The following is a 12953-nucleotide window of genomic DNA, read 5'->3' on the forward strand; positions in this document are numbered from 1 at the left end:
GGTATCGATTTTCGGGCTCGGATGGGCAGCGGTGATGGTGGGTATGAGGATCCGGTGGGCCAGGCCGTGGCACCACTGATCGCCGAAGGGCTGGCTGTCCTGCGAATCGGAATGGTGGTCTAGGCCGGCCTGACCTCATCCGACCAGGTGTGCGGTACAAGCGTGGCGTATCTCTTTGGCTGCGCGGACTCTTCACTGTTGAGCGTCGGCCATTGGACCGCAGCTGCGCACACGTTTGATCCGTGGGCTGCGAGAGGAGTAGTGCCTACTCTTTTGTCTGGCTCGCAGTGGTAGTGAACTTCTATACATAGTTCGAATGATCCAGCTGGATCAGATTGTCGTAGAACGACATTCGTGTGGGCAACCCTGTCGTCCACACCCGATGGAAGCACAATGCCAGACGTCGGCCATTGCTGGCGGACGTTTGAGGCTCTTCAGTAGGAGTGAAGGGGGCCGCGCCGATGGCGATCGGATATCTACCAACATTTGAAATGATCTGCGGCGGTGGCCATGTGGACTCTGATAACCAGTGACGGGCGGCGGCTGCCGAACCTCGGCTCCGAGGAAGACGCGAGGCGCACCGTTCACATGCTGGGCGAAACACAATGGCGCGGGCCATTTTCGTGGGACGTCGTCGACAATCAGGGGCGGCGGTTCGTGGCCGAGATCAGACACCGGGTCGACGGGAGCCGGTCATGATAATCGGGCGGGATCCGCGCATGCCAGTGGTCGGTGACACCGTGTTGTTGCGGGATGATCACCGACGGGGTTCGGGCATCATCGTCGACTGCGATGCGGTCCGATACCGGGTGTATTGGCGTGATGGCAAAGGCACACTGTGCTGGCATGCGCGCGGTGAATTGGCTATCCCTCGCCTCGAATACGGGCGGCAGTGGACATGACCACGACGGGTGCGGGACGTAGCGCATACCTTGGTGGCGCGGCGCGGCAGTTCTGCGTTGGCGATGTGGTTCGCAATGGCGCGCATGTCGCCACAGTCACCGATGTCGGCACCGTGCTGATCGCCGTCAGGACAGCCATGGGCGCTCCTCGGATGGTATGTCCGTGGGAGTTGGTGCGGCTTCGGATATCACGCGTAGAACTCGGCTTCGGCGCTCCTCAGCGTTGACACAAGCAGTTGGCGGTCACCACGATGCAACATGTACAAGAAACGAAGTTGGCGTGGTCGCTCATCGAAGCTGCCAAGCCTCAATTGAATGTCCGAGAGCGTCAGCACGTCTTCGTCAGTGTCGGAGGTGGCGACTCATTTACGGCTATTCGCATACTGCTCAAACTGATTGCCGTCAAAGATATCTGCCTGCATCCCCATCTGGTGCAGCTCTGTACCACTTGGCTCGAAGCGTATGCGCTGCATGAGGACTACGAGTGCCTCCGGCTACTGATCGAGGGCTTCACGAGGCCCGTCACCACTCGCCAGCCGCTGGCGATCGGCAGCTCGCCGATCTCCATGAGACAGCCTGCAGCCCTGGTGATTTCCGGTGTGGCATATGAACGGGGCTGCTGCGTACCGACTCGGGCAAGCTAGGTCACCGACCACCCTATCCGCTAGGTGCTGGCCGGGCGAGGAGCTGGCATGCCTGCCGTCTTGCTACGACCTCACGGGTGCAGGTTCCACTGGCCGACATCGGAGGCCAGGGCGTCGCTGACGTCGACTTCGAGCCCGCCAACCACGGGGCCCGGATTCGACGCGGTACTCACGATGCGTTGGTAGAGAACCGCGGCGGGGAAGACCTGACCACGAGACCAGGACCGGGTCTGCCAGGCCCACACGCGGCCGGCCGTCGTTGAATTCCCGATAACGCCGTCGCCGGCAGCCCACTGGCACGCATTGATACCGCCGTAGATGCCGGTGCGCTGCACACCAAGGACTGAGTTGATGCCGCGAAACCATTGCAGCGCAACGGTACTCCATGTGTTGCGGTCGATATCGTCGTCGATGGTGAAGAAGATCGGCGCACTTTGGCCGCCACCGGCGGCGGTATGCAGCGCCCAGCCCGTACGAGCGTCGGCCACGCCGCCGGCGAATCCGCGCGTGAAGTCCGACGGGGCCGTCCCGCCCGGCTTGCCGTATTGGTAATTGCTGACAATTGCCAGCCCGGCGGCAGCCAGCGACTGGGCGTAGGGCCGGGTGATCGGCTTGGCGCCGAAGGACGAGCCGGGACGCGACGTGGAGACGTAGTTGATCACTCCAGCGTGGCCGGCGGCCCGGATGTCCTGCGCCGGAATCTGGCGCATGGCGAAGTCGATCAGCGTTGGGGCGGCAGCCGACGCCGTGGGCGCACCGGCAGCAGCTGATGCCGCACCCAGCCCGGCCAACGCCGACGCAGCAGCGGCGTAGCGCAGGGCGTCACGCCGGGAAACCGGGCGTGACCGCCCAATCTCTGGCCAGTCTTGCATCGGCCGATGTTAACAATGTGACTCGTGTCAACGGTGTAGCCACGCTGGCCGAGTTGAGATCTTCGCCGTTTTGCCTGCGGGCCCACGCATGCATCGGGCTCACGGGCGGTAGTTCAGCCAGATCGGCAAGACGGCATCGAGGTATTGCATGAACTTGTACAGACCGACCCGATGTTGGCCGAATCCCGTTGGATCGACGTGGTACTCGGGGAATGCCACGCCAAATCCGAACAGGCCCGGGGCGATGATTCCGGTGGTCGGGTCGTAGTCCAGCCTGTCCCACTGCGGTAGCGCCGGAAGCGGCCGACGCTGCAATCCGACGGTGTAGACCACGTGGTCGCATTCCGTGAGTCGCGCGGCGGTCTCGTCATGGTGCAGGCAGTAGCGCTCCAGGCGAGGTGGATGCACTCCGTCGATGTTCTCCCGGGCCCACTGTGCGGCCTGACCCTTCAGTCCGACGTCGTCGAACAGCGTCCAGTCGCCGAGATCGACCGCATACCTGAGCGGATGGCGGTAGATGTTGATGACTTTCCTGACCGGTAGCGCCAGCAGGTTCGGCAATGCGATCATCGCCGAGTGCGATGCCCCGAATACCGCAACGGTTGCACCATCGAGGGATTCGTGTGCAAGTCGGCTGGGGCTCAGGGCAATCTCCAGCGGAATTTCCGGTAAGCCGGGGTAATCGAGCTTCCGGGGAGTCGCTCCCACCGCGAGAACGACGTTGGTGGCGGTGATCTGGTCGTCGCCAATCTCGATGGTCCACGCCCGGTTCCGCAAGCGCAACGCGGTGGCAATACCGCGGATCGGCACGACGCGACGTCGCAGATGCTCGCTGATCCACACCAGTGCATCGGCGACCATCCCCAGCGGACAGGTCTGGTGCGGGTCGATCGCAGTCAGCTCAAACGGCGGAGCGGCGGCGAACTGAAACGACGGCGAGGCGTCGAGGTAATCGAGGAACAGTGAAGCCACAGTATTGCTGGGGACTTCACGCCACTTGCCACCGAGGTCACCAGCAGTGAAATCCGGGTCCAGCCAAGCGATCTGCGTTGGCGCAACGCCGTGATCCAGAAGCCGGCCAACTGCCGCGATGCCTGCGGGTCCTGCCCCGATCACTGCCCATTCGTAAGTGCTCATTTGCAGTGCCTTATCTACGATTGATGCGCCTGAACGTCGATGTATATCTACGATGATTTCCCGCGCGCCGGCTCGCCGGTAGAGACCTGTGCCTTGTTGGCCCACAACCTGAGTTTGTGGGTCGAACGTCCGTGTTGCCGGAACCGGAAATTGTTGCCGCACAACAACGCGTCCTCCAACCCGCACCAATGCGACAGCGACCGGAACCCGACCGACTGTCGTGGCGGCGGTTGACGAGTATGCGGCTTTCGCTGCTGCCGGGAGCTCTTCCTGCCGTGTATTCGCTCGGTTCAACATGACCAGCGACGAGTGCGTCGTATTCTGGGCGCACCGTCGATTTGCCATCGCGTGGTCCGGCAGCATGAAAGGCATCCCCAGCAAGCCTTGGGCATTGACAGATCGATCGACCCGAGTCGAGGGAGCTGTGACCATCGAACCACTCAGTGCGCGGATGCCCGAGCTGTCGACGTTGGAGATATTTCTCGCGGTGGCCCGCACCGGAAGCCTGAGTGCAGCTGGACGCGAATTCGGGCTGAGCCAGCAGGCCGTGTCGGCCCGGATTGCCTCGCTGGAGGCTCAGACCGCTGTGCAGTTGGTGACACGTACACCGCGCGGATCGCGACTGACCCCGTCCGGGACGGTGCTGGCCGAATGGGCGGCCCGACTGATCGAGGTTGCACAGCAAGTCGATGCGGGACTGGCGACGCTGCGCGCGGAAAAACGCCGCCGGGTCAAGGTGGCGGCCAGCCTGACCGTCGCCGAATACTTCATGCCGCGTTGGCTGGTGTCCATGCAAGCCGAGGCCAGACTGCGCGGTACGACACCCACAGAGGTCATCTTGACCGCTACCAACAGTGACCACGTCGTCGCCGCAGTGCGCGACACGACGGCGGACCTAGGGTTCATCGAAACCCCACGTGTGCCGTCTGATGTCAAGAGCTGCGTTGTGGCCCACGACGAGCTGGTTGTCGTCGTACAGCCCACCCACAAATGGGCCAAGCGCAAGGCTCCACTCACCCCAGCGGAGCTGAATCAGACCTCACTGGTCACCCGCGAAGCGGGATCGGGCACCCGGGACGCGCTGACCACTGCGCTACACAAGGCGCTGGGCGCATCGACACCCCAGCCCGACCCCGTGTTGGAGTTGGCGTCGGCGGCGGCGGTGCGCGCGGCGGTGATTGCCGGCGCCGGACCGGCCGTGATGAGCTACCTCACCGTTGCGGACGACGTCGACATCGGACGTCTGCACCTCGTCGCGACATCTGGACTCGACCTGCACCGAGAACTGCGAGCGATCTGGACCGGCGGTCGCACTCCGCCCGCCGGCGCAGTGCGAGACCTGCTCAGCCACATCACAACCCACAGCAGGCGATCAGGGCCAAACCCGCCGCGAAAGACTGCGGGCCTGAAGCCCGGCCGCAATCCATAAACGCCGTCGCGCCCCGTCACAAAGTCTGGTTGTGGCCATACAAGCGAATCCCTCCTACCGTCGGCCGTCGGCGGTGCATACCTTGGGGAATCTACGTAGTGGGAACGAATTCGACTGCGTACCAACCGCTTGCAGGGGAGTAGACCAATGTCTGACGCGACGGCTGATGGGCGGCGATCTCGAAGTCGGGCATCGCAACCATCGGAATGCACGAGAACAGAATCGTTGCCACCCGTTGCCGACATCGATGCAACCGACGGCCATGAGCCTGATTACCGATACACCCTCGCCAACGAGCGGACGTTCTTGGCGTGGGTTCGGACGTCATTCGCGTTCATCGCCGGAGGCGTCGCGTTGATGCAGCTGCCGCCGGGTACAGGGTTCCCGGGCCTGCATGCATTGATGGCCGGTCTTCTGCTGCTCGGCGGGGGGCTACTTGCGGCATCGGCGGTTCGCCGATGGAACCTGGTACAAGCGGCGATGCGTGTCGATGGCGCCATTCCTTCGCAGCGGCTGCCGATGGTCATCGGCAGGATTCTTCTACCGCTCACGGCGATATTGTTCATCGTCGCCGACATCGTTCCGGCGATCCGTCGGTGAAACGCCCGAACTCCTGAGATCGATTGGCCATCAACGTATTTATGAGTGAACTCTCGTCACTCTGGTTGGGCGGGCCTTACGGTAGATGCTCACGCCGAGCAGCAACAGAACCGCAATCGAGGTTAGCCACCAGCCGACGACCCCTGCCCGGCTGAGCTCGTAGGTGGGCGGCCAGAGCGAGCACCACACCGAATGCGACGGTCCAGTCGTCACCAACGAATAAGTCAGGGCGAGGTCATCCATGGCCACCGTGGTCGGCGCATTCATCCCGGCGCGCAGCGTCGATCGCACGCAGAGTCGGTGAGCGAATGAACTGATCCAGTCTCTGCCTCGTGACCAGGACGGAGGTGGAATGCGGTGTCGGTCAGAGTTGGGGTCACGCGATGACGAACCCCTTGCCTCCGGTGGCTCAAGGTCAGGTGCGCGCTCCCCTCAACAAGGTCCGCACCCCGCCTTATCGGGTCGCCGGTCTGGTCCTGGCTTTGGCCATGGCGTTGGTGCTCACTGTCACCTGGTACCAGTTCCGCGGGTACTTCGGCACCAAGGCCCAGTTGTATGTCCTGGCGAGTCGTGCGGGTTTGTCGATGGACCCGGGTTCGAAAGTCACCTATAACGGGGTGCCGATCGGCCGATTGAAGGAAGCCGAAGTGGTGAGTGTGAACGGTGAGAACCCGCAGGCTCGCCTGGTGCTCAACGTCGATCCCGAGTATCTGGGTCTGTTGCCCCGCAATGTGGACGTCAAGCTCCTTGCCACCACGGTTTTCGGCAACAAATACATCGCCTTCACCTCGCCGCCGAACCCGTCGCCGCAGCGGCTCAAGGGTGGCGACGAGGTCGACGCGGTCAGCGTCACAACAGAATTCGACACGCTGTTCGAGACCATCACCGCAATCTCCGAGGAGGTCGACCCGGTCAAGTTGAACCAGACGTTGACCGCGGCCGCGCAAGCGCTCGATGGCCAGGGCGACAAATTCGGTCAGTCGCTGGCGAATGGCGACGCCATCTTGGCTGACCTGAATCAGCGGATGCCGTCGTTGCGGCACGACACCAGCGGGCTCGCCGATCTGGCGAACGTGTACTCCGATGCGTCGGCCGATCTGTGGGACGGCCTGAAGAACGCGGTGACCACCGCGCGTACGTTCAACGACCAGCGGGGCAACGTCGATCGGGCGCTGATGGCCTCGGTCGGCTTCGGCAACACCGGTGGCGACATCTTGGAACGCGGCGGGCCCTACCTGGTGCGCGGCCTGCAAGACCTGCTGCCGACGTCGGCGCTGCTGGACAAGTACAGCCCGGAGGTCGACTGTTCAATTCATGGCCTCAGCAGGGCGGCGGCGGTCGCAACGCCCATCGTGGGCGGTAACGGCTATTCGCTGGTCAGCATCACGAAACTCGTCGGTGCAGGGAATCCGTACCTGTATCCGGAGAACCTGCCCCGGGTCAACGCCTCGGGTGGCCCTGAGGGCCGGGCGGGCTGCTGGACCGTCACCAGGGACATCTGGCCGATGCCGTACATGGTGATGGACACCGGAGCGTCCATCGCGCCGTACAACCACTTCGGTCTCGGTTCGCCATTCGCCACGGAATACGTGTGGGGCCGCCAAGTCGGCGAGAACACCATCAACCCCTGACGGTGTGACGTCATGCACCTGGCTGTCGCACGGCTGTTCTGTTGAGCAGGAATCCGGCGATGAGCAAGGTGCAGAGCCACAACGGAAGTGCGATCGCCCCGGAGTGGAAGGACGGGATTCTGGTCATCAGCACATAGATCAAGGCGAAGTACGCCAGGCACGCGTAGTTGGTGAAGGGGGACAGCGGGGACTTGAAGACGCCCGCTCCCTCGCGAGTCCTGAACCGGAGGTGGCTCAGGACGATGATGCTCCAGTTGATCAGCTCGCTGCCGACGACGATGGAGATGAGCATCGCGAGCGCCCTGCCAGGGAACACGACGTTCAGAACCACCCCCGTTGCGACGAACCCGGAGTTGAGCAGGACCCCGCGGATGGGTACGCCATGCCTGTTGGTGTGGGCCAAGAATCGTGGGGCCTGGCCGCCGGTGGCGAGGTCATGCAGGATTCGCGCATTGCTGTAGGTCATGACGTTGAGCACCGATAGGGCCGCGCTCAACACCACGACGTTCAACAGGGTTGCGGCACCGCCGATTCCGAGACCGACGAGCATGAGTACGAACGGGCTGCCATCGGTACCGACCTTGTTCCACGGCCAGATGATCAACATGACGCCGATTGCGCCCACGTAGAAGATCAGGATTCGGATGAGGACACCGTTGATGGCCCGGGGGATGTTGCGGGTGGGGTCCTCGACCTCGCCCGCGGCGGTGCCGAGCGACTCGATCCCGCCGAACGAGAAGGTGATCGCAACCAGCGACAGCATGAAGGCGCCCAGCCCCATCGGCGCGAATCCGCCGTGCGCCCAGAGGTTTTCCAGGCCGTGCACGTGGTAGTTGCCCGCTCCGCAGATGATGGCGATACCGAGCACGATCATCGCAATGACGGCTGTCACCTTGATCAGCGTGAAGTAAAACTCGAATTCGCCGAAGGCCTTGACATTGAACATGTTTGCGGCGGTGAGTACCGCGAGGAAGACGGCTGCGGTGATCCAGTGCGGCAGGTTTGGAAACCAGAAGGCCATGAACTCCCCGGCCGCGGTCAACTCCACCATGCATACGACGATGCAGATGTACCACCAGTTCCAGCCTGCGATGAATCCCGCCGGCTTGCCGAGGTAGTCGCGAGCGTACGACGACCACGACCCGGCGACGGGATGAGCGACTGCCATCTCACCGAGCATGCGCATCACCATGAAGAGCACGATGCCGGCGACCACGTAGCCGACGAGCACCACCGGTCCTGCGGTCTGTACCGACGAACCAGATACGAGGAACAGGCCGGTCCCGATCGCTGATCCGAGCGAAATCATCTGCAGGTGGCGGTTCTTCAGCCCGCGGTGCAACTCGGTATTGCTGGTGTCGGCGCCGCCGTCTGTCGGGGGCCCGTCGACAGGCAGGGGGCTTCGGGACATCGGGTGCCTTCCGCTCGGTGGTGATAGCGCTTCACATAGTGGTAGCTGACGGCGACTGTGTCCTGGACTTCGACCCGAAGTGCGGCAACAGCAGCGGATTCACCATCGCGACCACCTCGCACGTCACCACCTGCGCGGCGTCATTCCACCGCTGTCTTGATGGCCCGCAGGGTTTGGCGCATGCCATTGCTCATGAGCTCGGTGAAGGCCACGTGCCCTCCGAGGTGGTCCTCGACCGACTGTTGCGAGGCCGGTGACATCCCGTCGGGCGTCTCGCGCCGCTGGGTGAGCTGGGTGCCTCCCCGAGGCGTGGGCTCCAGGCGCAGGGACCAGATGACCCAGTTCTCATTGATCCGAAACGCGATCTCGCGGGCAGGCTCCAGGCGCACGACGGTTCCGTGAGTCGTCCATTTGAGCCCGTCTTTGCTGTTGAGATTGGTGAACTCCACCCCGAGGACGACGTCATTCGCGCCGTTCCGAAGTCGGGTTGATTCGACCTGCGGGCTCCATTCCGACATCCGGCGAACATCGCTGACCGCAGCCCACACTTCGGCCGGCGTCGCTGCGATCTCGATGCTGTGCTCAAGCTGCTGCTTGTCTTCCACGGTCATTCGGCACCTCGCCTCAGGTTAAGCGTCCGATCGGACGTGTTTCGTTACTGTAGCGATCTGCGGCGATATACGTCCAGTCGGACGTATAAAGTGCAGGGGTGACAACAGTCGATGTGTCAGACGGGCGCCGCCAACGCGGAGATGCCACGCGCCGCAAAGTGGCCAGGGCGGCGGCCATGATCGCAACGACGCACGGACTCGATTCGATCACCGTGGGTGCCTTGGCCGCGGCCACCGGCGTCAGTAAAAGCGGCATTCTGACCGTCTTCGGAACTCGTGAGGCGATCCAAGTGGCCGCAGTCGCCGAAGCGCGCACCATCTATATCGAAGAGGTGATCTCAGCGGTGTACACGGCGGCACCAGGAGCGCCGCGGCTGCGCGCACTCATGGACTCCTGGGTCGACTACCTCCACGCCGGGGTTTTTCCGGGCGGCTGCTTCATCGCGGCGACGACGGCCGAGTACGGCCGCCGCTCGGGTCCGGTCGCGGACGCAGTCAGGGATCTCAAGCGAGAGTGGTTGACCGTGCTGGAGACCGAGCTGAGTGCCGCAGGATCGCCCCACCCTGCAGCCGATGCATTCACGATCGACGCACTTCTCACCGCGGGCAATATGCGCCGTGAATTGTTCGCCGACGACGCAGAACTAGCCCGCGCCAAGGACCTCGCGATGGGTGTGGTGAATCAATTGCCCTGCAGTGCAGGCAACTAGCGACCGTACGGGTTGGGCTGGATTGGTCACGGCTGCAGCAGCACCTTGATCGCGCGGCGTTCGTCCATCGCGGCATAGGCCTCGGCGACCTCGGACAGCGGAAGGGTCAGGTCGAATACTTGGCCGGGATCGATGGTCCGCTCGAAGATCAGGTTGATCAATTCGGGCAGGAACCGACGCACCGGGGCCGGACCACCGCGCACGCCGACGACGGACCGAAACAGGGTGTTGCCGTCGATGCTGACCCCGTGCGGCACACCGACGAACCCGACGATGGCTCCGGGCCGCGCGGACGAAATCGCTTGCTGCATTGACTGTTCGGTGCCGACGCATTCGAGGACCGCGTCGGCGCCGATGCCTGCGGTCATGTCCTTGATCCGGGCGACACCGTCGTCACCACGTTCCTCGACGATGTCGGTGGCCCCGAAGGCACTGGCCAGTTTCTGCCGAGACGCATGCCGACTCATGGCGATGATGCGTTCTGCGCCCATCTGTTTGGCTGCGATCACCGCGCACAGGCCGACGGCGCCGTCGCCGACGACGGCAACCGTCATGCCGGGCGTCACCTGTGCGGCGTTGGCGGCGAACCAGCCGGTGCCCATGACGTCGGAGGCGGCCAGCAGACTGGGCACCAGATCGGGTGTGGGCGCATCGGGCGTCGCGACCAGGCTACCGTCGGCCCAGGGCACCCGAACCGCCTCGGCCTGGCAGCCGAACATCAATTCCTTGTGCAGGCACGAGGTCTGAAAACCGTTGCGGCAGTTCGGGCACGTGCCATCCGAGGCGAAGAATGACCCGATGACGAAGTCACCGGGCTTCACTGTTCTCACCGCGTCGCCGACGGCCTCGACCACGCCGCAGTACTCGTGGCCGAAGGGAATCGGCTTGTCCGGCGCGGCGTTGACTCCGCGGTAGTGCCAGAGGTCCGACCCGCACACACAGGTAGCGGCATTGCGGACGATGGCGTCGGTGGGTTTGAGGATCGTCGGCTCTGGGAGTTCTTCGAACCGGACGTCGTCCTTGCCGTAGAGGACTGCACCATGCATGGTCTGTATTCCCTTTCAGGTTGTACTGCTGCGTAATTCGGTGTCGATCTGCTCCTGCGATGCGGCCCAGGATGCCAGTAGTTTCAGGCCATCGTAGGTCGGTGTGCCCGCCGCGGCGGTGTAAACGTTGAGCTGCCAACCCGGATCCGACGGCAGTGTCATTGCCTCGAAGTCCAGGTCGAGTTGGCCAACGGCGGGGTGCCGCAATCGTTTCCGTCCGCTGCGGTGATAACGCACATCTTGCGAGGCCCACCGCTGCCGGAAGGTCTCACTTTGTGTGCTCAGTTCACCGACCAGTTCGATGAGCGCCTTGTCATGTGGATTCCGGCCTGCTTCCAGACGCAACATCGCGGCCGCGTTCTTCGAGATCTGGTCGTAGTCGACGAAGAATTCGCGGGCAGCGTCAGGGTGCAGGTAGACGAACCGGGTAGTGTTCGCGGGCCGGCGCGGCAAGGCCAGCACCGGTGAATATAGTGCTCGGGCAAGCAGATTCATCGCGACAATGTCGTGCCGGCCATTGCGGATCCACGCGGGGGCGTCGGTGATGGCATCGAGCACCTGTTGAATGGCCGGGCGCACGGCCGTGGGGGAGGTGCGCTTGCGGCCGGCGGCACCATTCTGCGACTGGCGTGCCAGTGAGAACAGGTGGTCGCGTTCGGCGGCGTCGAGTTGCAATGCCTCGGCGAGTCCGGTGAGCACAGCATCAGAAGCGCCCGAGAGGCTGCCCCGTTCCATTCGCACGTAGTAGTCGATCGAAATGCCGGCCAGCAGCGCCACCTCCTCGCGGCGAAGACCGGCCACTCGGCGGTTGCCGCCGTAGGCCGGTAACCCAGCCTGTTCCGGGGTGATGCGGGCTCGCCGTGACCGGAGGAACTCGCGGATCTCGTAGCGAAGATCGAGCGTGGTCATGACACCAGGTTAGGCGGGGTCACAGCCCGACCATTGCCATTCCGGCCGGGTTGTACCGGTCACCCTGCACGCCAACCCGGGCCGCGAGCGCATCGAGGGCGGCGACCTCGTCGGCGGACAGTGCGACGGCGGTGGCGCCGGTGTTCTCGTCGATGCGCCCACGTCGGCGGGTGCCCGGGATAGGCACGATCCACGGCTGCTGGGCCAGCAGCCAAGCGAGGGCGACCTGGCCGGTAGTGCAGTTCCGGGCGGTGGCGAGCGCGCGAACCTGATCGAGCAGTGCCTGATTCGCGGCGACGTTCTCGGCGCTGAACCGGGGGATGGTGGTGCGTACGTCGCCGGATTTGAATTCGGTTGTCTGCGAGACAGTTCCGGTGAGGAACCCCTTACCCAGCGGACTGAACGGCACGAACCCGATGCCAAGTTCAGCGCAAGTTGGCAGCACCTCGGCTTCGGGGTCGCGGGTCCACAGCGAATATTCGCTCTGTACCGCGGTGACCGGACAGACCGCATGGGCGCGCCGGATGGTCGCCGCACCGGCTTCGGACAGGCCGAAGTGGCGGACTTTCCCTTCGGCGATCAGCTCACCGACCGTGCCCGCGACATCCTCGATGGGCACGTTCGGGTCGACGCGGTGCTGATAGAACAGATCGATCACGTCGATGCCGAGCCGTTGCCGCGACGCGTCGGCGACCCGGCGGATCTGGTCGGGATGCGAATTGGTGCCGGCCATCTTGCCGTCAACGATGTTCCACCCGAACTTGGTGGCGATCACGACCTCGTCGCGAACCGGCGCCAGCGCCCCGCCGACGAGTTCCTCGTTGACGTAGGGCCCGTAGACCTCCGCGGTGTCGAAGAATGTCACACCGGCTTCGCGGACCGCGTAGCGGATGACGTCGATCATGTCATCACGGTCACCGGGATTTGGCCCGTAACCCATCGACATGCCCATGCAGCCGAGGCCGATCGCGGATACTTCGAGGTTCTGTCCCAATGTGCGTGTGTGCATGAATCTTCCTCAGGTTTGCGGGATGCGTAGCTCACGGCTGAC

Annotated in this window: 13 protein-coding genes; 6 read left to right on the forward strand and 7 right to left on the reverse strand. The window is 63.8% G+C overall.

The window, feature by feature from the left end; genetic code table 11:
* The first annotated feature begins 719 nt into the window (after positions 1-719).
* Both ABIA30_RS17765 and ABIA30_RS17770 read left to right on the forward strand, forming a co-directional pair.
* Positions 720-902, forward strand: coding sequence for a hypothetical protein (locus ABIA30_RS17765; protein WP_370067712.1), 183 nt, complete (start codon positions 720-722; stop codon positions 900-902).
* 236 nt (positions 903-1138) lie between these two features.
* Entirely contained in the window at positions 1139-1546 is a 408-nt protein-coding gene (locus ABIA30_RS17770; RefSeq protein ID WP_370067714.1) for a hypothetical protein, read from the forward strand.
* Between the two features lie 71 nt (positions 1547-1617).
* Here ABIA30_RS17770 and ABIA30_RS17775 read toward each other — a convergent pair whose 3' ends face one another.
* Both ABIA30_RS17775 and ABIA30_RS17780 read right to left on the reverse strand, forming a co-directional pair.
* The gene (locus ABIA30_RS17775) at positions 1618-2418 is read right to left on the reverse strand and encodes a DUF1906 domain-containing protein (protein ID WP_370067715.1); all 801 of its coding nucleotides are present in this window, start codon (positions 2416-2418) and stop codon (positions 1618-1620) included.
* 99 nt (positions 2419-2517) lie between these two features.
* A complete protein-coding gene (locus ABIA30_RS17780) occupies positions 2518-3555 on the reverse strand; it encodes an FAD-dependent oxidoreductase (RefSeq protein ID WP_370067717.1) in 1038 nt (345 codons plus the stop codon).
* A 451-nt stretch (positions 3556-4006) separates the two neighbouring features.
* On the opposite strand from ABIA30_RS17780, the gene ABIA30_RS17785 reads away from it, so the two are divergent.
* From ABIA30_RS17785 to ABIA30_RS17795, 3 genes are all read left to right on the forward strand, one after another.
* Entirely contained in the window at positions 4007-4984 is a 978-nt protein-coding gene (locus tag ABIA30_RS17785) for a LysR family transcriptional regulator (RefSeq protein ID WP_370068152.1), read from the forward strand.
* 225 nt (positions 4985-5209) lie between these two features.
* Entirely contained in the window at positions 5210-5584 is a 375-nt protein-coding gene (locus ABIA30_RS17790; RefSeq protein WP_370067719.1) for a YidH family protein, read from the forward strand.
* Positions 5585-5967: 383 nt separating this feature from the next.
* Complete coding sequence (locus ABIA30_RS17795) at positions 5968-7215, forward strand: MCE family protein (RefSeq protein WP_370067721.1); 1248 nt, start codon at positions 5968-5970, stop codon at positions 7213-7215.
* Positions 7216-7225: 10 nt separating this feature from the next.
* Here ABIA30_RS17795 and ABIA30_RS17800 read toward each other — a convergent pair whose 3' ends face one another.
* Both ABIA30_RS17800 and ABIA30_RS17805 read right to left on the reverse strand, forming a co-directional pair.
* A complete protein-coding gene (locus tag ABIA30_RS17800; protein WP_370067723.1) occupies positions 7226-8626 on the reverse strand; it encodes an amino acid permease in 1401 nt (466 codons plus the stop codon).
* 140 nt (positions 8627-8766) lie between these two features.
* Complete coding sequence (locus ABIA30_RS17805) at positions 8767-9237, reverse strand: SRPBCC family protein (protein ID WP_370067725.1); 471 nt, start codon at positions 9235-9237, stop codon at positions 8767-8769.
* Positions 9238-9335: 98 nt separating this feature from the next.
* Here ABIA30_RS17805 and ABIA30_RS17810 point away from each other — a divergent pair, with 98 nt between their 5' ends.
* Complete coding sequence (locus ABIA30_RS17810) at positions 9336-9947, forward strand: TetR/AcrR family transcriptional regulator (protein WP_370067727.1); 612 nt, start codon at positions 9336-9338, stop codon at positions 9945-9947.
* 26 nt (positions 9948-9973) lie between these two features.
* Here ABIA30_RS17810 and ABIA30_RS17815 read toward each other — a convergent pair whose 3' ends face one another.
* The 3 genes from ABIA30_RS17815 to ABIA30_RS17825 are packed head-to-tail and all read right to left on the reverse strand — an operon-like array spanning position 9974 to position 12911.
* Positions 9974-10993, reverse strand: a complete 1020-nt coding sequence (locus tag ABIA30_RS17815) for a zinc-dependent alcohol dehydrogenase family protein (protein ID WP_370067728.1) — start codon at positions 10991-10993, stop codon at positions 9974-9976.
* 15 nt (positions 10994-11008) lie between these two features.
* Positions 11009-11902 carry a helix-turn-helix transcriptional regulator gene (locus ABIA30_RS17820; RefSeq protein WP_370067730.1) on the reverse strand — a complete coding sequence of 298 codons (894 nt, stop codon included), beginning with the start codon at positions 11900-11902 and terminating at the stop codon, positions 11009-11011.
* Positions 11903-11921: 19 nt separating this feature from the next.
* The gene (locus ABIA30_RS17825) at positions 11922-12911 is read right to left on the reverse strand and encodes an aldo/keto reductase (protein ID WP_370067732.1); all 990 of its coding nucleotides are present in this window, start codon (positions 12909-12911) and stop codon (positions 11922-11924) included.
* Between the last annotated feature and the right edge of the window lie 42 nt (positions 12912-12953).

Source organism: Mycobacterium sp. MAA66 (genome assembly GCF_041261665.1).
Lineage (GTDB): Bacteria > Actinomycetota > Actinomycetes > Mycobacteriales > Mycobacteriaceae > Mycobacterium.